At 55.1% G+C, this 20,804-nt stretch carries 23 protein-coding genes; 17 read left to right on the top strand and 6 right to left on the bottom strand.

The genetic code is table 11. From position 1 onward, the window contains the following. Position 1: 1 nt before the first annotated feature. The 3 genes from FPZ49_RS07225 (at position 2) to FPZ49_RS07220 (ending at position 1,871) form a co-directional block, all read left to right on the top strand. On the top strand, positions 2-1,234 hold the full coding sequence (locus FPZ49_RS07225) for an aminopeptidase (RefSeq protein WP_144845323.1): 1,233 nt from the start codon (positions 2-4) through the stop codon (positions 1,232-1,234). 93 nt (positions 1,235-1,327) lie between these two features. After that, positions 1,328-1,471, top strand: coding sequence for a hypothetical protein (locus FPZ49_RS35410; protein ID WP_186445666.1), 144 nt, complete (start codon positions 1,328-1,330; stop codon positions 1,469-1,471). Between the two features lie 118 nt (positions 1,472-1,589). Further along, a complete protein-coding gene (locus FPZ49_RS07220; RefSeq protein WP_144845029.1) occupies positions 1,590-1,871 on the top strand; it encodes a DUF1294 domain-containing protein in 282 nt (93 codons plus the stop codon). Positions 1,872-1,880: 9 nt separating this feature from the next. On the opposite strand, the gene FPZ49_RS07215 is transcribed toward FPZ49_RS07220, so the two are convergent. Together FPZ49_RS07215 and FPZ49_RS07210 are read right to left on the bottom strand one after the other, a co-directional pair. Continuing rightward, positions 1,881-3,596 (bottom strand): ATP-binding cassette domain-containing protein, encoded by a 1,716-nt coding sequence (locus FPZ49_RS07215; RefSeq protein ID WP_144845027.1) that lies wholly within the window; start codon positions 3,594-3,596, stop codon positions 1,881-1,883. Continuing rightward, entirely contained in the window at positions 3,583-4,419 is an 837-nt protein-coding gene (locus FPZ49_RS07210; RefSeq protein WP_144845025.1) for an energy-coupling factor ABC transporter ATP-binding protein, read from the bottom strand. Before FPZ49_RS07210 ends, FPZ49_RS07215 begins: the two co-directional genes overlap by 14 nt. Positions 4,420-4,522: 103 nt before the next feature. On the opposite strand from FPZ49_RS07210, the gene FPZ49_RS07205 reads away from it, so the two are divergent. Continuing rightward, positions 4,523-5,086 (top strand): biotin transporter BioY, encoded by a 564-nt coding sequence (locus FPZ49_RS07205; protein ID WP_144845023.1) that lies wholly within the window; start codon positions 4,523-4,525, stop codon positions 5,084-5,086. A 47-nt stretch (positions 5,087-5,133) separates the two neighbouring features. Here FPZ49_RS07205 and FPZ49_RS07200 read toward each other — a convergent pair whose 3' ends face one another. Then, complete coding sequence (locus FPZ49_RS07200) at positions 5,134-5,778, bottom strand: DUF2238 domain-containing protein (RefSeq protein WP_261381305.1); 645 nt, start codon at positions 5,776-5,778, stop codon at positions 5,134-5,136. A gap of 147 nt (positions 5,779-5,925) precedes the next feature. On the opposite strand from FPZ49_RS07200, the gene FPZ49_RS07195 reads away from it, so the two are divergent. Together FPZ49_RS07195 and FPZ49_RS07190 are read left to right on the top strand one after the other, a co-directional pair. Beyond that, complete coding sequence (locus FPZ49_RS07195) at positions 5,926-6,132, top strand: hypothetical protein (RefSeq protein WP_144845021.1); 207 nt, start codon at positions 5,926-5,928, stop codon at positions 6,130-6,132. Between the two features lie 113 nt (positions 6,133-6,245). Continuing rightward, positions 6,246-6,797 carry a DUF1273 domain-containing protein gene (locus FPZ49_RS07190; RefSeq protein ID WP_144845019.1) on the top strand — a complete coding sequence of 184 codons (552 nt, stop codon included), beginning with the start codon at positions 6,246-6,248 and terminating at the stop codon, positions 6,795-6,797. Between the two features lie 59 nt (positions 6,798-6,856). On the opposite strand, the gene FPZ49_RS07185 is transcribed toward FPZ49_RS07190, so the two are convergent. Next, positions 6,857-7,675: a YihY/virulence factor BrkB family protein gene (locus FPZ49_RS07185; RefSeq protein WP_144845017.1), complete on the bottom strand. Its 819-nt coding sequence runs from the start codon at positions 7,673-7,675 to the stop codon at positions 6,857-6,859. A gap of 212 nt (positions 7,676-7,887) precedes the next feature. Here FPZ49_RS07185 and FPZ49_RS07180 point away from each other — a divergent pair, with 212 nt between their 5' ends. The 5 genes from FPZ49_RS07180 to FPZ49_RS07160 all read left to right on the top strand — a co-directional run bounded on the left by FPZ49_RS07180 (position 7,888) and on the right by FPZ49_RS07160 (position 13,389). Further along, entirely contained in the window at positions 7,888-9,231 is a 1,344-nt protein-coding gene (locus tag FPZ49_RS07180; RefSeq protein WP_144845015.1) for a Na+/H+ antiporter NhaC family protein, read from the top strand. Further along, on the top strand, positions 9,221-10,447 hold the full coding sequence (locus FPZ49_RS07175) for an MFS transporter (protein WP_144845013.1): 1,227 nt from the start codon (positions 9,221-9,223) through the stop codon (positions 10,445-10,447). The genes FPZ49_RS07180 and FPZ49_RS07175 overlap by 11 nt, the downstream gene beginning before the upstream one ends. Positions 10,448-10,474: 27 nt before the next feature. Further along, positions 10,475-11,359 (top strand): NAD(P)-dependent oxidoreductase, encoded by an 885-nt coding sequence (locus FPZ49_RS07170; protein ID WP_144845011.1) that lies wholly within the window; start codon positions 10,475-10,477, stop codon positions 11,357-11,359. A gap of 294 nt (positions 11,360-11,653) precedes the next feature. Then, the gene (locus tag FPZ49_RS07165; RefSeq protein ID WP_144845009.1) at positions 11,654-11,845 is read left to right on the top strand and encodes a hypothetical protein; all 192 of its coding nucleotides are present in this window, start codon (positions 11,654-11,656) and stop codon (positions 11,843-11,845) included. A gap of 188 nt (positions 11,846-12,033) precedes the next feature. Continuing rightward, positions 12,034-13,389 carry an MATE family efflux transporter gene (locus FPZ49_RS07160; protein ID WP_144845007.1) on the top strand — a complete coding sequence of 452 codons (1,356 nt, stop codon included), beginning with the start codon at positions 12,034-12,036 and terminating at the stop codon, positions 13,387-13,389. Here FPZ49_RS07160 and FPZ49_RS07155 read toward each other — a convergent pair. Both FPZ49_RS07155 and FPZ49_RS07150 read right to left on the bottom strand, forming a co-directional pair. After that, the gene (locus FPZ49_RS07155; RefSeq protein ID WP_144845005.1) at positions 13,386-13,640 is read right to left on the bottom strand and encodes a hypothetical protein; all 255 of its coding nucleotides are present in this window, start codon (positions 13,638-13,640) and stop codon (positions 13,386-13,388) included. The genes FPZ49_RS07160 and FPZ49_RS07155 overlap by 4 nt on opposite strands. 142 nt (positions 13,641-13,782) lie before the next feature. Beyond that, positions 13,783-14,187 (bottom strand): WGxxGxxG family protein, encoded by a 405-nt coding sequence (locus tag FPZ49_RS07150; RefSeq protein ID WP_144845003.1) that lies wholly within the window; start codon positions 14,185-14,187, stop codon positions 13,783-13,785. A 202-nt stretch (positions 14,188-14,389) separates the two neighbouring features. Here FPZ49_RS07150 and FPZ49_RS07145 point away from each other — a divergent pair, with 202 nt between their 5' ends. From FPZ49_RS07145 to FPZ49_RS07120, 6 genes are read left to right on the top strand one after another with little or no spacing between them, the layout of a single operon-like run. Then, complete coding sequence (locus FPZ49_RS07145; RefSeq protein ID WP_144845001.1) at positions 14,390-15,406, top strand: NAD-dependent epimerase/dehydratase family protein; 1,017 nt, start codon at positions 14,390-14,392, stop codon at positions 15,404-15,406. A gap of 3 nt (positions 15,407-15,409) precedes the next feature. Continuing rightward, positions 15,410-16,480 carry a dihydrodipicolinate synthase family protein gene (locus tag FPZ49_RS07140; RefSeq protein ID WP_144844999.1) on the top strand — a complete coding sequence of 357 codons (1,071 nt, stop codon included), beginning with the start codon at positions 15,410-15,412 and terminating at the stop codon, positions 16,478-16,480. 28 nt (positions 16,481-16,508) lie between these two features. Then, complete coding sequence (gene sdaAB, locus FPZ49_RS07135) at positions 16,509-17,189, top strand: L-serine ammonia-lyase, iron-sulfur-dependent subunit beta (RefSeq protein WP_144844997.1); 681 nt, start codon at positions 16,509-16,511, stop codon at positions 17,187-17,189. Continuing rightward, complete coding sequence (gene sdaAA, locus FPZ49_RS07130) at positions 17,186-18,061, top strand: L-serine ammonia-lyase, iron-sulfur-dependent, subunit alpha (protein WP_144844995.1); 876 nt, start codon at positions 17,186-17,188, stop codon at positions 18,059-18,061. Before sdaAB ends, sdaAA begins: the two co-directional genes overlap by 4 nt. Before the next feature lie 34 nt (positions 18,062-18,095). After that, complete coding sequence (locus FPZ49_RS07125) at positions 18,096-19,310, top strand: M20 metallopeptidase family protein (protein ID WP_261381304.1); 1,215 nt, start codon at positions 18,096-18,098, stop codon at positions 19,308-19,310. A 36-nt stretch (positions 19,311-19,346) separates the two neighbouring features. Next, positions 19,347-20,705, top strand: coding sequence for a hypothetical protein (locus FPZ49_RS07120; protein WP_144844993.1), 1,359 nt, complete (start codon positions 19,347-19,349; stop codon positions 20,703-20,705). Positions 20,706-20,804: the final 99 nt, after the last annotated feature.

Raw genomic sequence — 20,804 nt, 5'->3', positions numbered from 1 at the left:
GATGCAGGATTTGGACAAAAACTTAGAAAAATACGCGGAGCTCCTCGTGCGAGTAGGCGTGAATATTCAGCCGGGGCAGACACTCATCATTCAATCCCCGCTCGAAACCGTACAATTAACCCGAAAAATCGTACAAAAAGCATATGAAGCCGGCGCCAAATACGTGCAAGTGGAGTGGGAGGACGAGGGCGTAACCCGTACCCGCTACGAATATGCCCCGGACGAATCGTTCTCATTTTATCCGGAATGGACGGCGAAGATGATGGAGCAGCTGGCCGAGGGCGGCGGAGCCTTGCTCAATATTAAAGTGCCGGATCCGGAGCTGTTCAAAGGCATTGATACGTGGAAAGTCACGAGTGCGACTAAGGCGATGGCTGTGGCAAGACAAACCTTTCAGAGCTACGTCCGCACGAATAAGCTGGCCTGGTGTCTCGTAAAAGCGCCAACGAAAGCCTGGGCGGCCAAGGTGTTCCCGGAGCTGCCGGAGGAAGAGCGCGTGAGTGCCATGTGGGATACGATTTTTCAAATGAACCGGGTGTATGCTGACGATCCTGTGGCTGCATGGCGGGAGCATATCGCGAAGCTGAAAGAAGTACAGGAGGTGCTGAACCGCAAAAACTATAAGCGGCTGCATTACAAGGCGCCAGGCACGGATCTGAGCGTGGAGCTGCCAGAGGGCCATTTGTGGCTGGGCGGAGGCGATACGAATGAGCGCGGCGTCTATTTTGTCGCCAACATGCCGACGGAGGAAGTGTACTCGATGCCAAACCGGACCGGCGTGAACGGCAAGGTGACCAGCACGATGCCGCTCAACCTAAACGGCCGACTTGTTGACAAGTTCTCGCTGACGTTCAAGGACGGCAAAGTGGTGGACTATACCGCCGAGGTGGGGTATGAGAATCTCAAGGCGCTGCTCGAGACGGATGAAGGAGCATCATTCTTGGGCGAAATCGCGCTTGTGCCGCATGACTCGCCGATCTCGAACTTGAACCGGATCTTCTTCAACACGGGTGTGGATGAGAATGCTTCGTGCCATTTTGCGGTGGGCAGTGCGTATCCGGTCAACATTCAAGGCGGGACCAAAATGACCAAGGACGAGCTGATCGCCCGCGGAGCGAACGTGAGCCTGACGCATGCCGACTTTATGGTCGGCTCTGCGGAGCTGGACATTGACGGCGAGCTGCCGGACGGCACGGTCGAGCCGGTATTCCGCCATGGCAATTGGGCGTTCTAAGGGACCGATTGAACCGGGATTGCATGATCCTAAGGGCGGGCAGGCATACTATAGCTGTCATCCAAGACTTCACTCTTAAGGAGGCACCATCCAATGAGTAGGAAGAACAAGAGCAGAAGTATGCAGCAAAAAATGCAATCGATGGCCGATAATTCCAATCAAGCGATCGAAAGCAAAGCCAACTTGATGCCTACCTTTCATAAGGATCGGCACGAGCCGAATCGTCCGTCCATTTGAGTGAGACTTAAGGTTGACTACGGAGGCTGTCCTGCTAGGGCAGTCTCTTTTTGCATGAACTGTGGTATGATGGAATTTGCATTTTAACTTCGTAAGCCGAAAAAGAGAGGGAGCACATATGAAGCTGTTTATTCTTTATTTGATCGTGATCAATATTTTTAGCTTTTGGACGATGGGCGACGACAAGTCGCGGGCCAAGCAGGGCAAGCGGCGCGTGCCGGAAAAAAAGCTGTTCGGGCTGTCGGCCATCGGCGGCGCGCTGGGAACTTGGCTTGGCATGCGCGTGTGGCGTCATAAGACGAAGCACACCTCTTTTATTCTCGGAGTACCGGCCTTATTGCTGATGAACATCGCAGCGATTTATTTTCTTGTGCAGTATTTTGGTCCGGGGCAGCACTGAGCTTCTGGATTACAGCCCAAACCTATGAATGATATAGAGCACAATCAGCAGCAGCACGCCCGAAGCGGTAATTAGCTTATCCAGACGATCGAAGGGCATCCGCTCGAAAGTGGTGCTTGTGCCCCGGAATTTAACCCGATAGCCCCGCGCCTCCAAGGCATAGGTCATATCCTCGGCTTGCTTCATCATGGACAGCAGCAGCGGAATGAGAAAGACGGGCAGGTCCCGCAGCCGGATCGTGCCCGGTTTGACCCGGATTTTGCCTCGGGCTTGCGTAATCAGAGAAAGGCGTTCAACCTCCCGGCTCAGCAGGTGTACAAAGCGCAGCATGAGCGCGGCGGTAAAGGTAATCAGCGACACCGGTACATGAAACCGCTCCAGCCGGGAGAACGCCTGCTCCAGACCGCGCTGCATTCGCCGCTCGCTTGTCGTAGCAATGAATACGACACTCAAAGCCATGAGCAGCAGGAAGCGGGACAGCTGCTTGGCTGTTACGAGCGCCGAGTCGAGAGAGAACGACAGCATCAGAGGCACCGCAGGATCCCGCGCCTCAACGCCGAGCCCAGCAATAACGCTGGAAATCACGATAAACACCAGAAAAAATCGAATCCCCCGACCAACCCTGCGTATAGGCACTCCAGAAAGCAAGATCGTCAGCACGGTGACGACTGAGGCAAGACTCAAGCCGAATGGAGCATCCTGCATTAGAATTCCAGCCGACACCAGCATGTAAAACAGCCACTTCGCCAGCGGATTCATGCGCTCTGCGCGAGATTCCTGCTTTCGCGGCTGAGCCTGCAGTGACGATTCCCATTGCTCGTGAGATTGGAGCGATGTCTTGATGGCAGAAGCCGCACTGGCTTTCCTGCCTGCCGCTGCCGCTTGCACCAACTGCTCGGCGATCGCCCCAGCCGTCTCCTCCGGGGTGAACGTGCTGCCGCTAAGCTCCATTCCCGCCTCTTGCAGTGCGGCGTGAATTTGGATGCTGCTGGGCCAGCCCACCCCCGCGCGCAGCAGCAGCTCAGGCAGCTCGTGATCGCGCGGCCCAGGGGTCCAATCCGCCAGCACCGTGCCGTGCTTCAGCATGAGCACCCGATCGGCCAGCGGCAGCAGCGCATCCAGATCGTGGCTGGCCACGACGATGCCCCCGCCTCTAGCCCGATGGGCCAGCAGCAGCTCCTTGAGCAGCTCGATGCTGCCCGGATCCATGCCTGCGGTCGGCTCGTCCAGCAGCAGCCATTCAGGCTTCGCCGCCAGCGTCCCGGCGATCGCAACCTTCCGCTTCGTCCCCTCCGACAGCGTCAGGACCGGCTCATCCAGCAGCTCCGGCGGAAGCCTCAGCTGGTGGATCGCCTCCAGAGCGGCCCGCTCGCTGGCCTCCGCGGACAACCGCAGCGGGCGCAGCGAATACGCCAGCTCCTTGCGCACCGATTCGGCGAACAGCTGGCGCTCCGGGTACTGGAACGTGATGCCAAGCCGGTGGAGCACCGCTTCCGCGATGTGTCCGTCCGGTGACCAGAGCGGGAGGTCGTCGTAGCGGATGCTTCCCGCGCCAAGCGGCAGCAGACCGGCCAACGTCTGAAGCAGCGTGCTCTTGCCGGCACCGGTTCGGCCAACGAGAAGCGTAATCGTGCCAGGCTCGAACACCGTCTCGATGTCGCAGAGCAGGGGCGGCAGGGAGCTGTCGTTGCCTGGATATATCGTCAGTTGATTAATTCGAATCATAAAGTGCACTCACAGCCTTACTGAATTCAATTGGCGATACGGGCAGGGGATTCAGCTGAAATCCGCGCTTCCGGAGCGCCTGAACGGTTTTTACGGTATATGGAGCTACAAAGCCCAAGCTTTCGCAAACACTTTGTTCATCCCCCGAGGCGGGATAAAAAAAGTCCGTCTTCGGACCATCATACGCAATTGACCCGTCTTCTATCGCCACAACCCGGTCACACCAAGCGAGCTCATCGAGCAGCTGGGTGATCCAGAGGATCGTGTGCCCCTGATCGTGCAGCTTCCTCACCGCTTCCAGCACGTGCTGTCGAGATAGGGGATCGAGCATCGAGGTTGCTTCATCGAACACATAGATCGGCGGGTTCAGCGCCAAGCACCCGGCAATATTGAGCAGCTGCTTCTGACCTCCCGAGAGGGAGGCCGTCTGCGCCTCCGCAAGCGGAAGCAACCCCACCTGCTGGAGCGCCTCCAGCGCCCGCCGTTTCATAGCCTCAGCGTCCACTCCGTAATTCATCAGCCCGAAGCAAACATCCTCGTACACCGTTTCCCCTATGATCGGAGTCTCCGGGTTTTGGAATACCATCTGAACCGCCGGGTGGGCCTTCGAATCAATCTGAACGCTTCCGCTTGTTGGCGGAATTAAGCCGGTCAATACTTTGGCGAGCGTGCTTTTGCCGCAGCCGTTCGAGCCGACGATCGCCGTCCATTGTCCTTCATATAGGGAGAGCTCCAACTGCTGCAGTGCCTTTTTTTCCTGCTCACCCGAAGGAAAAGTAACGGATAATTGATGAATGGTTATGAATTCCTTTAATTTGCTCATTTGACAAAAATCTCTTTTCCTCGGAGATGATGTGTGCTACAATCGCAATTAATTGTTAACTGTTAACTTATTTTTAGGTTAACAAATAAGAGGAGGCTTGGCAATGAAAACATTGATAACTGTCAAAGGTATGGTGTTCAGCGCTCTTTTCGCCGCATTATTTGTGGTGTCCAGCTACTTGAATATTCATCTGGGCTTCACCCCGATCCCGATCTCGCTAGAAAATTTGGTCGTTATGCTGGCAGGTGCACTGCTGGGTCCGCTATATGGCTTTTTCAGCATTGCACTCGTCGTCGTGCTGACGGCGCTCGGTCTGCCGCTCCTGCAAGGCAGCGGGGGGCTTCCAGTCGTCCTAGGGGCCACAGGCGGCTTCTTATGGGCGTTTCCATTCGGAGCGCTCCTGATCGGTCTTGTGATGAAGCGGATCAAAGGGCAAGGCGCAGTTCCACTGCTGCTGGCGTTCCTCGCATGTGAGGTGTTCGGCTCGCTTCTGCTGTATTTTGTCGGAGTGCCATGGTTGGCACATGTAGCCAAGATGCCGATTGCGAAAGCGATGGTAGTAGGCTGCTACCCTTACCTGCCGGGCGACGCGGTCAAAGCGGTGATCGCCGCTCTCATCGTTATGCCGGTACGCCGTGTATTCCCGCATACCCGCGTGACCGCCTAACACAATAATAACCCTCCACAAGTCGTGGGGGGTTATTTTCATTATGATCATTCCGGCACGCTGTGCCGATGCTTTTGACGCCATGCAAGCCAGCCCATCGTGCAGGCGCCGCCGAGCAGTCCGAGACCCATATCCTTTTGCGAATCGTAGATATCGCCCTGCAGCCCCATATAATCTTCGCCGGCCGATCCGCCGAATAGAGCGACGAACATCTCGAGGATCTCGAAGAAAGCGCTAAGCGCAAACACGCAGGCGACCGGCAGCGCGTAGATCCAGAGGCCTTTCAAGCGGTTCGTGCGCACCAGCACCTCCTTGAGGACCGGGGCCAGGAGCAGGCCGAACAAGAAATGAACGACGCGGTCAAAGTAGCTTCGCTGCGCATGAAAGTTTTCTTTGAGCCAGCGGTCGAACGGCGTACCATCATAGGTGTAATGGGCAGCGTAGGTATGAAAGCATAGAAAGATAAAGATTAGGAAGTACGACTGGTTCGAAAGCGGAAACTTGCGGCTTAGGATTGTCAGGAAAATCACCGCGGCAAGAACCAGAATATTTTCCATGATCCACTGTACCCGGTTGGTCGGGTGAAACGCTAGAACGATCCAGAAGACCGTGAACAAGATGGCCAAAAAGAGTACTACGCCGTAACGTTGAGTAAAAGGGACTTTTAATGGGTCAGAAGTTGCAGAAGTCAAATTTCGGGCGACCTCCTCGGGCCTTAAAGCCGTAGTTGATCATAGTATAAGCGGATTTGGCTTTCACATACTCTTTTGGTTATTGTGGAAGAAAATCGGGTACGCTTTGGATATCGTCAAAATCATGGTGATGGGAGAGTAAGGCACATGGATCATCGAGAAGTGGAAGAAACACTCGCGCAGCTGTTAACCGAAGGGGAAGTGGAGATGCCGCCGACCGCGCAGGCCGTAAAGCAGAAGCTCCCGTTTAATCCCGAGATTCGCATCCCTTCGCAATGGGACCCGGTAGCCGAGGAGACGAAGCTGTATCGCGCCTTAGCCAAAGAAGTCGACTCCAGGTACGACGGGCGATAAATAGGTTCCATCTGGCGGCGGACTGTGCTAACCTGTATCTGTTGAGAGCTTGTGTTGACAACCGACACCACTAGGCACGATGTAACGGTTGCAGCAGACGGGAGTGCGGTACAGTGAACAGGGTGCTGGTTACGGGGTATAAGGCGCAGGAGCTGGGCATTTTTTCGCTCAAGCATGCGGGGATCGAGATCATTAAGAAGGCGGTTAAGAACCGGCTGATGTCGCTCATGGACGAAGGGCTCGAATGGGTCATCGTCAGCGGGCAGTGGGGCGTGGAGCTGTGGGCGGCGGATGCGGCGCTGGAGCTGAAGGAGCAGTACGTCCACCTCCGGGTGGCCGTCATTACGCCGTTTTTGGAGCAGGACGAGAACTGGAGCGAGGAGAAGCAGACCTATTACCGATCGATTCTGGTCAGGGCGGACTACGTCAACAGCGTCACCAAAAGCAAGTACGACGGGCCGTGGCAGTTTCGGGAGAAAAATAAGTTTCTGCTGCGCAACACGGACGGGATGCTCCTGCTCTATGACGAAGAGAAGGAAGGCTCGCCGAAGTATATGAAAGAAGCGGCGGAGCAGCTGGCGAAATCGAGAGCCTATCCGATCCACAGCATCACGGCGTTCGATTTGCAAAGCATTGCGGAGGAGGAGCGGTACGACTCCTACTAGAAGAATGGGGCGGTCTCTCGAAGTAGTTCAACTACCGAGGGCCGCCCCTTTTTGCAATTCTACTCTTTTCGATTTTTCAGCAAATAAGACATGGCATTAATCTCTCCGCAGACAATGATGATGAAGGCGCATAAATAAAACCAGGTGAGCAGGACGATGACGCCCCCCAAGCTGCCATAGGTCGCGTTGTAGTTGCCCCAATGGTTGACATAATACGAGAAGCCGAGTGATGTAACCTGCCAGCCAATCGAGGCCAGAATGGCGCCGGGAAGCACCTCTTTGCAGCGTAAGCAGGTGTTGGGTGCGATGAAATACAGTCCCAGGAACACGCAGAACAAAATGGCAAAGTTGATGATCCAGCTGAGTACGTTCCAGAGCTTAATCTTGTCGATCGGCACGAACGTATGCGCGGCCAGCCAGTCGCCGATAGAATGACTGAATACGCTCAGCAGCAATGCCGACGCCACGACGATTAGCATCCCGAGGGTCAGCAATATCGCCAGCAGCCGGGAGTGGATGTAGCTTTTTCGATCCGGGAGCCCGTAGGCGCGGTTCACGGCATTGACAATCGCATTCATCGCCGCACTGGCGGTGAAAAGGGAGAAGAGCAAACCGAAGGAGAGGCTGGCGCTTCGCTTGATGTCCACGATTTCACGCAGCTGCGATTCCAAGCCCACCGCAACGCCGCGAGGGATGTACTGCTTTGAAAACTCTATCAGCTCGTCGGAACTGAAGGGCATAAATCCGAGCAAGCTCACGATAAAGATGAGGAAGGGGAACAACGACAATAAAAAGTAATAAGCGCATTGGGCCGCCAGACCGAAAGCGTCATCTTTCGCGATTTGATCCGATAATGCTTTAATAAATTTTCGTACCATCTTCCGACCTGCAGCTCCTTTCCGTTCCATTAATGTAACCAGAATGAACCTGGTGTAACCGCTTGGCACGTTTGTTCGCGGCTTCTTATTCTATATTCTAGCAAAAAAACGATAGGAACCGCTCCAGAAATTCGATATAATTACAAATTAGTGTTCAAAGTGTTTCAACGGTTCCAACATCCAGAATGAAACAAAAGGAGTCAGCTCAGATTATGCTTCGAATATGGCAGCTCAGTCTCATCGTGGCCACCACCATCTTTGGATTGGCCGCAGCTTATGCTTACAACATCCCGATGGCCTTCGGATTTTCATTCGGATTGCTTGTACTTATTGCGATGTCTCTCATGAAAGGACTATCCCCGGGCATCATTATCCGCAGTATGCTGGAGGGCATCGGGCACACCAAAGAGGTGATATGGCTCTTGCTGCTCGTCGCCATCGTTCTTCCTTGCTGGGCTGCCAGCGGTACGCTGGACGAAATGATCGCCTGGGCGCTCGCGTTTGTCCATCCTTCCTACTTGCTGGCGTTGTCCTTTCTGATCAGCCTGTGCGTATCCATGATTTTAGGCACCTCGACGGGGACGTTAAGCTCGGTCGGCGTTCCGCTGATCGGGATGGCCGTTCATCTGCAGGTTCCGCTTCCATTCATTGCAGGGGCGGTCATTTCCGGCGCCTTTGTCGGTGATCGGACCTCACCTTTCTCGAGCGCGCATCAGCTGATCGCCAGCTCTACGGACACAGCGGTACCCGTGCAATGGCGGGCGATGCTCCCCACCACCTTGGCTGCAGTGATTAGCTCGCTCGGCTTTTATTTGTGGCTCGATCTGAGGGCGAATCGCACGGCTGCAAGCTTCGCACAGGGGATCGTTTCACCCTCAGAGAGCGTTTGGCAGACCATTTTGCTGCTTGCGCCAATTGTGATCTTACTGGGCTCGATCCTGCTGCGTCTCAAAACGAAGTACGGCTTCATGCTTTCGAGCGCCGCAGCAATTTGGGTCGGCTCTTTTTTGAAACAAGTCGCTTTGGGCGATTGGCTGAGCGATATTTGGTATGGCGGCGTACACCCCTTGACCCAAGGCAAAGGCTTGCTGCACATGATCTCACTCGTCGCATTGATTGTGCTCGCGGGGGCGTTCAATGGTATAATGGAGAAATCAGGGATGATCAGCGCGTACATCGAAAAAGGACTCGGACACCTGCGCAGCTTAACGGCTGCGACGATCAAGACCGGCGTGTTCGGCTTTCTCCTTTGCTTGATCTCCTGCACGCAGACGCTGCCGATCATGATGTGCGGGCGCAATATTTTGCCATTCTGGAAGCAGCAATTCCGGACGGCGCAGCTGGCTCGGGTCATTGCCGATACAAGCGCTGTGTTTGCCGCAATGGTGCCTTGGAATTTGCTCGCCGTCTTGTGCAGCACATTCGTGGGGCTTCCGGTGGAACAGTATTTGCCTTACAGCATTTTTCTGTGGAGTCTGCCGCTCTTTACCGCACTGGTATCCGTCTATGCCGATTCATCATGGAAAACAACAGGGGTAGCTTCCGATGAACAGTGAGAAAATGGTTTCCTTTCTAGGCTTGCAGATGAATGGCGAGACTTGGCGTAATTTCCGATGGGATTTTACGGCTGCGGCGCTGTTCAGTATATTTAACGTCGTCTTCAATCAGTTTTATGTTCCATTGGCGCTGCGTCACGGAGCTTCGGACTTCCAAGTCGGCTTGCTGACGGCTGCGCCGGCCATCGGCCTGCTCTCTTCTCCGTTATGGGCAAGCCTGGCGGAAAATCGCGATCCGAAGCCGTTTGTCGTAATCCCGAACTTTTTTGCCCGGATGCTGGTGGTGTTCCCCGCGATATTTCCGAATCCGTGGGTATTCGTGGGGGCGGCGCTGCTCTTTCATTTGCTGATGGGCATTCAGGCACCGACCTATGCTTCCGTCATGACCCGGATTTATCCTGCTGCGCTGCGCGGCCGGCTGATGGGGAATGTGCGCGTTATTATGGGACTGCTCATGATCCCGCTGGCGTATTTGGTCGGTCTATGGATTGATCATGCAGGCAGCTCAGGGCCCTTGCTGATCGCGTCCGTAACCGGCGTTTGCTCGATTCTGGCTTTGAACCGCGTGAAGACCTTAACCGATTTTGTTCCTTCGAAGGTCAAGCAGAGAACGACGTTCGTCCAGCAGCTTCGTTTAGTTAAGCAGAGTCCGCTGCTGATCATGTTTCTTGCCGCGACAACGGTATCCGGCTTTGGCAATATGCTGGCAAGTCCACTTTACTCGATTATTCAGGTATCCAAGCTGCAATTAACGGACCTGGAGATCGGCTATATTCGTGTGGCTTACTATGCCTGTTTGCTCGTGGCGTACCTGGTGATGGGCTGGGTTATCGACCGCTTCTCGCCTAGAGTCGCTCTGAGCTTCGGCATGGCTTTTTATATGCTGCCACCGTTGCTTTACAGCTTGATTGGGACGTATCCCGCAGTGCTGTTGGCCGGGGGAATTCAAGGGATGGGCGATGCCATCTGGGATATTGGCTGTATGGCTTATGTCTTCAAGATTGCCAAGGGGCGGGAAGGCGTGGTATTCGGTCTGCACTTGATGCTCTTTGGGGTGCGGGGAACGATTGGGCCGCTGCTTAGTACGAGCTTGATCCACAGCGTATCCATGGAGGCCATCCTGATATCAGCGGCATTGTGCTGCGTGGCCGGATTTCTAATATTTACATTGGCAAGAGGCTCCGAGGGGCAAGCGTTATCCCAATCGGAAGCTTAACAATAGATGGAGAGAGGACGTTTACACATGGTGCTGAATCCGCAAGCGACATCGATTGGTTTTATTGGAACTGGAGTTATGGGCAAGAGCATGGCCGGACATTTGCAAAAAGCGGGGTACAAGCTGCACGTCTACAGCCGGACCCGAGCGAAGGCGGAGGAGCTTCTCGCGCTCGGAGCGCAGTGGCATGACTCGCCTGCTTCGCTGGCGGAGCACTCGGATGTGGTCATTACGATGGTGGGCTACCCGAGCGACGTAGAAGAAGTGTACTTGGGTGAGCACGGCATCGTGAAGCATGCGAAGCAAGGCAGCTACTTGATCGACATGACGACCTCCAGCCCTACTCTGGCTAAACGGATCGAGTCGGAGGCGAAAGCCCGCGGACTGTCTGCGCTGGATGCTCCGGTATCCGGTGGAGATATCGGTGCGCGCGAGGCAAGGCTTTCAATTATGGTCGGCGGCGAGCAGGCGGCCTTCGATGCGGTGCTGCCGATTTTTCAGCTGATGGGCACGAACATCGTGCTTCAGGGCGCGGCTGGCGCAGGCCAGTTCACGAAGATGTGCAACCAGATCGCGATCGCCTCGAACATGATGGGCGTGGTTGAAGCGATCGTTTACGCGGAGAAAGCGGGATTGGATCCGTCCACCGTGCTTAAGAGCATCGAATCCGGCGCCGCCGGCAGCTGGTCGCTCAGCAATCTCGCACCGCGGATCATTAACGGCAATTTTGCCCCAGGCTTCTTCGTGAAGCACTTCATTAAGGACATGGGCATCGCGCTGCAGTCCGCTAAGGAGATGAACCTGGAGCTGCCGGGTCTGAAGTTGGCTCATTCGCTCTACGAGCAGCTGGCCGCGATGGGCGAGGGAGACAGTGGTACGCAGGCGTTGTACAAGGTGATTAGCAAGCTATAGCATGGAGCATGCGATAAGAAGCGCCGGGTCTGGGGACCCGGCGTTTTTTTCATATCGATCAAGAATGAACACGATTTCAAAAGCGGCTGGAATTCCATAGCCATCCCTCCCGACGCGCACAAGCATGGGTTTGTACAGTACCGTAATTTTGCGGCGATTTCAAGGAGATGGACTCAGATCGTGTCGAATTGGTTAAAAAATCGTTAATATATTCATATTTTCATTGCCAGCCGAGTGAATTGCGGATACGCTAAAGTAAGATGCACCCCACTACACCACAGGAGCTGATGAGACATGGATAGGGACAGACAACTCAGCAATGCCGTGAAGTATATGTCTGAACGCTACAAATTAGCAGATACTCCTGATTTAGAAGAACGCGCAGAATTGTACGCCGCACGCATCAAAAACCAATTGATTCTGGATGGCTTCTCGGAAAGAGAAGTGGAGAGCGCCCGCATTCAAGCCAAGTGGTCGGTCAGTTAATTAATCTATAGTTTATACCTATAACAGAGCGTCCTCGTTCGTCGCGTCGCTTGGAGCAGCAGCTTCAGGTGGATGTGTATCGATCGGGGGCGTTTGTTTTTGGGCGGAAAGTTGTGTTTGCCGCGAATTCTGCTATGATAGAGAACGTTACTTTTTTTCGATCTTATGCAAACGAGGACTTTGACATCATGAAACAGACTAACACTTTACCGCAGAAAACCCGGCAGTTTTTTGTGATTTTGATGCCCATGTTAATTACGCAGCTGACGATGTTCGGGATGACCTTCTTTGATACGTTCATGTCGGGGCATGCCAGCGCAGGCGATTTGGCCGGTGTCGCGATCGGCACCAGCATTTGGATCCCGGTTCAGACGGGCCTGAACGGAATTTTGTTCGCCGTCACGCCGATGGTGGCGCAGCTGGTGGGAGCGAACCGCAGAGCGTCCGTGCCGCACACCGTGATGCAGGGCATATATTTGGCAGTCGCCCTCTCGGTGGCGGTTATGCTCGTGGGCTTGCTCGTGGTGAATCCGCTGCTGAATACAATGACACTCGAGAATTCGGTACGTCAAACGGCACATGGATTTTTGTTCGCGATTGGAGCGGGGATTCTTCCGATGTTCGTTTATACGGTGCTGCGCAGCTTTATGGATGGGCTCGGACAGACGCGGATGACGATGCGCATTACGCTTATTTCGCTGCCGGTGAACGGGGTGCTGAATTATTTCTTTATTTTCGGCAAAATGGGGTTCCCGCACTTGGGCGGCGTAGGAGCGGGTGTGGCGTCGGCTTTGACCTATTGGGTCGTCTGCCTCATCGCGTTTGGGGTGATTACGAAATTTAAGCCGTTTTCGGAGTATCGCATCATACAGCAGCTGCATCGGATTTCGTTTGCGGCTTGGAAGGATCAGCTTAAAATCGGGCTTCCGATCGGGTTTGCGATCTTTTTTGAAACGAGTATTTTCGCTGCCGTTACATTGCTAATGAGTGAATTTAATACGGTGACGATCGCAGCTCATCAAGCGGCCATAAACTTTGCCTCGTTCTTGTACATGGTGCCGATGAGCATCTCCTTCGCGCTTACGATTCTCGTCGGCTTTGAAGCGGGGGCTAGACGGTACAAGGATGCTCGGCAGTACAGCTATCTCGGACTGTCCGTAGCCATTGGGATGGCCGTGGTTTGTGCGGTGTTTCTGTATTTGTTCAGCGATGCCGTTGCTGGGATTTACACCAAAGACCGGGATGTGCTGGAGCTGATGCAGCAGTTTCTGCTGTACGCGATCTTCTTCCAGCTGTCCGACGCGATTGCGGCGCCGATTCAGGGAGCGCTCCGCGGCTATAAAGACGTGAATGTGACTTTAATCGTCGCGCTCGTTTCTTATTGGGTGATCGGGCTCCCGCTGGGGTATATTTGTACGCATTATACATCGCTCGGCGCGTTTGGTTATTGGATCGGGCTGATTACAGGACTCGCCTTCGGGGCGGCTGGATTGTACGCTAGACTGCTGCATGTTCAGCGGCTTCGCGCACGCGTTCGCGCTTAAGGATTAGGCTGCTCTTGGACGGCCGAGTAGAAGGTATTCGCGCACTGAGGGCAAAAGGCGACATGGATGCACTGGTGGCTTGCCAGATCTTCGAAGCCGTTCGCCGCTTTGAGCTCGTCTGCGGGGCGATAAGGTGAATAGGGGCCGTAGTAATCGCTCAGCTTTCCTTGATCATTAGCCGGTGCATGGCAGCTCTGGCATTCCACCGTGAGGGCTGTCATTCCGTTACACACTTCGCAAACATAGGACATCGGTTGCCACCTCGATTTTTAAGCAAACGAATAGATATGGCGTGAGTATTCCCTGATGTGCTCGGGAACATACCAGAACCATTTATAGTGAAGCCCTCGAACAACCTCCTGAACAGGCGGTCGCTCGGGGGCTTTTTTCAGCTTACCGCGTATCGGTGCGTGACCGGCTTCCGAGTCCAAATAACCCCAGCAAGCCGAGTAGACCTAGCCAATTCCAATTCGTCTTTTTGGGAGTGGTATCGGTCGCATACGTCGTAAGCCGATTGTTATAGTCATTCACACCGTACGGATGCGGCCGCAGCGCCATGCCATCGGACAGTCCGCGAACCGTCCCTTTGTTATTCGTATTATAAGTGCCAAACAGGCTGTCGCTGCCATATCCGGTGGTGCTTGTGCCGATCCCTTGGCTTCCGCTGGAATACGTAGCCGTACTCGTTGTATTTGTGCTCGCTCCAGGCCTTGCCGTATCATCATAGGCTTGAACCGGCAGGGCAAACCCAAGAGAGCAAAGCACGATTGCGGAGCACAAAATCTGTCGTTTTTTCATCTTGTTGACCTCCATCGAAATAGGTGATTTGCAGTTTGGTTCTTTTATTGTTTTTAGCAAAATGGGGGTTGACCTATGCACCCGAGAGGCTGCCAAATACCTATATAAGGACGACAAAAAGACTTGTCTTTAAATGTGTGACTGAAATACAATGAAGGTATCCAGTGGGATGGATTGGAAAAACGAGAGGAGAAGGGTACATATGAAGACGATTCAGGAGCTCGAAAACAAGCTGGCGGAGCCTTCCGCGGCACTAATCCGGGAGATTGCAGAGCTAGATGGGGACATTATGCTGCTTGGCGTAGGCGGGAAAATGGGGCCAAGTCTCGCAAGACTTGCCATGAATGCGATTAAAGCCGCAGGCGTAGATAAAAAGGTCTACGGCGCCTCCCGATTTTCATCCGGTGGTCTGAAGGAAGAGCTGGAAGCCGACGGCGTGATCACGATTCCTGTGGATTTGCTCAACGATCAGCAGCTGCAAGCGCTCCCTGACGTAAAAAACATCATCTACATGGCGGGCAACAAGTTCGGAACGACCGGCAACGAGCATTTTACATGGGCAATGAATTCGTACCTGCCAGGCCGCGTAGCGGAAAAGTACCGGAATTCCCGCATCGTCGTCTTTTCCACCGGGAATGTGTATCCTCTGACTCCTGTGTTCCAAGGCGGTGCGACTGAAACGATGGCTCCGAATCCCAATGGGGAGTATGGCCAGTCTTGCTTAGGGCGTGAGCGGATTTTTGAGCATTTTTCACATAAATACGATATTCCAATGGTGATTTACCGATTAAATTATGCGATTGATTTGCGCTATGGCGTGCTGCTGGAAGTGGCTAAATCCGTGCTAGCCGGCAAGCCGGTCGATCTTACGATGGGTCACGCAAACGTCATCTGGCAAGGGGATGCCAACGAAATGGCGATTCGCAGCTTGACGGTGTGCAGCACGCCTCCAGCGGTGGTGAATGTGACCGGTCCGGAAACGCTGTCGATGCGCTGGGTGGCGGAGCAGTTCGCAGCCAGACTTGGCAAAGAACCGGTATTCGTAGGCAAAGAATCGGAGAATGCGCTGCTCAGCAATAGCTCCAAAGCGAGCCAGCTGTTCGGATATCCACGGGTGACGATTCTGGAGATGATCGATTGGATTTCCGGATGGGTTGCGCAGGATGGTCTGACTTGGAATAAGCCGACTCATTTTCAGGAGCGGGAGGGGAAATTCTAAGCTATGACGAAGCGAAAAGAGTTAAGCCCCGCAATGCTGGCCGCGCTGCATGATGGGCTTGCGATTCCGGCTCATCCGCTGGCGCTGAACGAAGACCGGCAGTTCGACGAGAAGCATCAACGCGCCTTGACGCGCTATTATATAGCTTCTGGAGCAGGTGGAATCGCAGTCGGCGTTCACTCTACCCAGTTCGAGATCCGCGATAAGGACATCAACCTGCTGGAGCCTGTGCTGCGGGTGGCAGCGGAGGAAGTGGAGCGCGCGCAGCTGGATCGGCCTTTTATCAAGATCGCCGGGATTTGCGGGCCTACGGAGCAAGCGATCGCGGAAGCGGAGCTGGCGGTGCGTCAGGGCTACGACATTGGGCTGCTGAGCATGGGCGGACTGCAGGGCTGGGAGGAGCCGCAAATTTTGGATCGCGTGCGGGCGGTGGCCGAGATCATTCCGGTGTTCGGCTTTTACTTACAGCCTTCGGTCGGCGGGCGAATTTTCAGCTTTGCATTCTGGGAGCAGCTAGTAAATATTCCCGGTGTCGTCGCGATCAAAATGGCGCCGTTCAACCGTTATCAAACCATCGATGTGGTCCGGGCGGTTTGCTACTCGAAGCGGTGTGATGAGATTGCGCTTTATACGGGGAATGATGATAATATCGTAACTGATTTGCTTACCGTGTACCGCTTTCAGGTTGAGGGACGCACGGTGGAAAAACGGATCGTCGGCGGGCTGCTGGGACACTGGGCGGTTTGGACGAAAAAGGCTGTAGAGCTGCTGGAGGAAGTCAAGCAGATTCGCGGTAGCCGCGAGCTATCCGCCGAATGGCTGACGAGAAACATCGAAGTCACGGAGACGAACGCAGCGTTTTTTGACCCGGCGAATCACTTCGAGGGCTGCATTCCCGGCATCCATGAGGTGCTGAGAAGACAGGGGCTGCTGCAGGGGCGCTGGTGCCTCAATCCGAAGGAGGAGCTGTCTCCAGGGCAGATGGAGGAAATCGACCGGATGTACCGTGATTATCCGCATTTGAATGACAATGAATTTGTGCGTGCACATTTGAGTGAATGGCTGGCTGATTAATCCTTAGATTCATGAGGGGGTCCGGGAGATGCGGTTTAAAGATGTGTTCTCGATCATTGGACCGTCGATGATTGGTCCGTCCAGCTCCCATACGGCCGGCGCGGTGCGGCTCGGGCGGGTGGCGCGGCAAATTTTCGGGGCGCTGCCTGCGCAGGCGGATATAGAGCTGTTCGGCTCCTTCGCGGACACGTACCGCGGGCATGGGACGGATTTGGCACTGATCGGCGGTCTACTCGATTATGCGACGGACGATCCTCGGATTCCCAAAGCGGAGAAGTATGCCGAGGCGGCGGGCATGAAAATTATTTTTCACCCGAAAAAAGCCAAGGGGGCTCATCCCAACACGGCTACCATCACCCTTCAGGGCGATCAACGATCCATCAGCATGACGGGCGCGTCGATCGGTGGGGGGAACATCGAAATTATGAATGTGAATCAGTTTGATGTCACTTTTTCCGGGGTGTATCCCACGCTGCTCATCACACATCTGGATCGTCCGGGGATGATTGCGGAGATTACAAGCATTTTCGGGCGGGCGCAGATGAATATAGGGTATATGGACTTGGATCGAAAAGGCCGCGAGGGCGACGCGATGACGGTGATTGAGGCCGACGCTCCGATCTCGGATGCCCTAGTGCAGGAAATGAACGGCCTTGAGATGATCCGGGAAGTCATTCGAGTGGATCTCTCGGAAAGAGGACATGTATGAGATTCCGGGCCCTCAAGGAGTTAGCGGCGTTGTGCGTTACCGAGCAGCTATCGATCTCAGAGCTGATGCTGCAGGAGCAAGCCCATGAGTCAGGCCGAAGTGCTGAGCAGGAGTTTGCGACGATGCTTAGCTACTATCAAATTATGAAGGAAGCCGTGATCAAGGGGCTGACCGAGGATACGACCTCCCGCAGCGGGCTGACGGGCAAAGATGCGCAGCGGGTCATGAGCTTTCTGGATGCCGGAGCAGCTTCCGTAGGGGAAGAGGCTTGCCGCGCGATGGCCTACGCCTTAGCGGTGTCGGAGGTGAATGCGTCCATGGGGCGCATTATTGCCACGCCGACAGCAGGCTCCTGTGGGATTATTCCCGGCGTGTTCGTCAGCAGCCAGCAGCGGTTCGGCTGGGAGGACGACCACATGGTTAGGGGGCTGTTTTGTGCTGGTGCCATTGGTTATGTGATCGCCAACAATTCCTTCGTCTCCGGTGCGGAAGGCGGCTGCCAAGCGGAGGTCGGCTCCGCCATCGGAATGGCGGCAGGCGCCATGGTGGAGCTGCGCGGCGGCACGCCGGAGCAAGCGATTCATGCGGTAGGCCTCGCGCTCAAGAACACCCTTGGCCTGATCTGCGATCCGGTCGGTGGCCTGGTGGAAATCCCCTGCATTGTCCGCAACGGCTTCGGGGCGGTAAATGCTTTGGCCGCCGCGGATATGGCGCTGGCCGGGGTGCGCTCGGTCATCCCGTCGGACGAGGTCGTCCAAGTCATGTACGAGGTCGGGACGGCGATGCCGGAGAAGCACCGCGAAACCGCCAAGGGAGGCTTGGCGCAGACGCCGACGGGCAAGCGGATTATGAAGGAGCTATATCGAAAGTAAGGGTTGGAACACTTCAACATTTGAGGAGGCGGACATGATGCGTACGGAGCAAGTATATGAGCATATGCAGCGCCTTCTTCTTGAGGGCAGCAGCATGGAGGAGGAGCTGATCGCGTTTCGCCGGGACCTGCATCGGCATCCGGAGCTCAGCTTCCAGGAATCCCGCACCGCTCAGCGGGTAGCCGAAGCGTTAATCGCCCTGGGGCTGCAGGTGCGTACCGGGGTTGGCGGGCATGGCATCGTGGCCGACTTAGTCGGCAGCCGCGCCGGCCGAACCATCGCGCTGCGCGCGGATATGGATGCGCTTCCAATCCGAGAAGAGACGGGGCTCGCCTTTGCATCCGAGCGTGAAGGCGTGATGCACGCCTGCGGCCATGATGCGCATACATCGATTTTGCTGGGCGCCGCACGCATTTTAGTAGGCCGCAAGGATGAGCTGGAAGGCAGCGTCCGTTTTATTTTCCAATCGGCGGAAGAGATCAATGCCGGGGCTAGGGCGATGATCGAAGCAGGGGTGCTGGAAGGGGTCGACGAAATCTACGGCCTGCACAATCTGCCGACGCTCTCGGCCGGAAAAATCGCGACGCGTCACGGAAACCTGATGGGTTCCGTCGATCGCATTGAAATCACGCTGGAAGGAAGAGGCGGTCATGGGGCGATCCCGGATCAGACCGTCGATCCCATTGTGGCGGCGTCAGCGATCATTCAAGGCTTGCAAACGGCGGCGAGTCGGGAGGTGTCCCCGTTTGATCCGATCGTTGTGACGATCGGCAGCATTCACGCGGGCGAGGCGAATAACGTCATCCCGCAGCGCTGTGAGCTGACCGGCACGGTGCGGACCTTTTCGCCGGAGGTTCAACGAGGGATGCGTGAGCGGCTGGAGCGGATCATTCTGCGCATCGCCGAAGGATACCGCTGCCAAGCAAGTGTGCGCTACATCGAACAAACTCCGGTGCTGGTGAATCACAGCGAGAACGTGACTCATGTGGAGCGGGTCGTGGACGAGCTGATCGGCAGCGCTAGGAGAGTAGAGGCGGCTCCCACCATGGCAGGAGAGGATTTTTCCTTTTATGTGACCGAGCGGCCGGGCTGCTTTTTCTGGCTGGGGTCCGGGCCTGCGGAGAATGCCCATGAGGCCTACGGCTTGCATCATCCGAAGTTCGATATCAACGAACAATGCTTATCGCTTGGCGCTTCCGTGATGGCGGCTATTGCTTTCCGAAGATTGATCGTGGACAATGGACAATAAAAGACCATGAGCACAAAGCTTTGGGGGTACAACGTCATGTCGGACACTAGCATAAGTACAAGCACAACGGCCGATTGGAAAAAAGGCATTGTCATCGGGGTCATCTGCCCTGAACGATTCGGTGAGCAGATGGAGGCCGCGCTCAAAGCATTTCCCTCATTCGAGCCGATCATCCGCTCCTATCAGAATGAAGATGACGCGCCTCAGCTTGCGAAGGAGCTGATGGAGGAGGCGGAGGTGTTATTTTTCTCCGGCCCTCTGCCTTACCAGAAGGCCAAAGAGAAGCTGAAATTCACCATTCCAGCGCATTATTTGCCTTTAACGGGCACGGGATTGTATCGAGCCTTGTTTCGACTGAATAAACAGGCCGATCTTGAGGCGCTCTCTGTCGATACCTTGAGCAAGTCGATGGTGGACAAAGCGTTCAAAGAGCTCGGAGAAACGCCGGGCGTCATTTTGACCTACAACGGACCGAATCCGTATTCACGTGAGGAGCTGGTTCGTTATCACCGCGAGCTTCACGCCAAGGGTGTCACTGCGGCAGCGCTGACCGGTTTTCGATCGGTGTCGGAGGCGCTGACGGAGCTGGGCATTCCGAACGAATGGGTAGTCCCCATCGAGCAGGATGTGATCGTTGGACTGGAGCGGGCGCTATTGTCCACCGACTCGCGCAAAAGCAAAGAGTCGCAGATCGTTCTCGGCATCATTACCGTGGATGATCGGGGGAAGCTGTTCAGTGAACGGAGCTCCGAGCATGAGGTGCAAAAGCTGAAGCTGGACATTCACCGGATGCTGCTTGGCTATGTGGAATCGCTGGACGGCCACTTGACGCACCTGGGCGGGGATGAATATTTGTTTATTACGACTCGCGGCATTTTTGAACGGGAAACTGGCGGGTACAAATATTTCCCCTTGGCTCGGGAGGCGGAGAAGGCTCTAGGCTTAACGCTAAGCGTGGGAGTCGGCTTTGGACGTTCCGCCAATGAAGCCGGTACGAATGCTAGGCAAGCGCTTCGGCAAGCCAGGGAAAGCGGCGGCAATATCAGCTTCATCGTGCGGGAGGACAAAAGCGTCATCGGACCGCTGGAGATGTCGGAGCCGCTGGAGCTGAATGCCTCGTTGATCGATGCCGAGCTGATCAAGCAAGCGGAAGGCAGCGGCATGACGCTGACCTATCTCAGCAAAATCTCGGCGCAGGTCTCACGCAAAGGGCAGACAGACTATACCGCCCAGGAGCTGGCTTGGATTCTTGGCGTCACGGTGCGCAGTGTTCACCGCCTGCTGCTGCAGTGGATGGACGCAGGGCTGGTGCGGATGACCGGCGAGCAAAAGAATCAAGCCAAGGGTCGGCCGAAGCAAGTGTATCGCTTTTCATTTTTGGAGGATCACGCTTAAAGCGCGATTATCATCATGTCAGTATGATAATCGCGCGTAGGCGTGATTCTTTTTTTGGGTAAGCTCCGCTTGCTAGATACTGATTGCAGCCAGTCCGAA

Source organism: Paenibacillus cremeus, assembly GCF_007786445.1.
GTDB classification, from domain to species: domain Bacteria; phylum Bacillota; class Bacilli; order Paenibacillales; family NBRC-103111; genus Paenibacillus_G; species Paenibacillus_G cremeus.
Note: the sequence above shows the minus strand (reverse complement) of the source record. Positions and strands in the feature narration are given on the sequence as shown.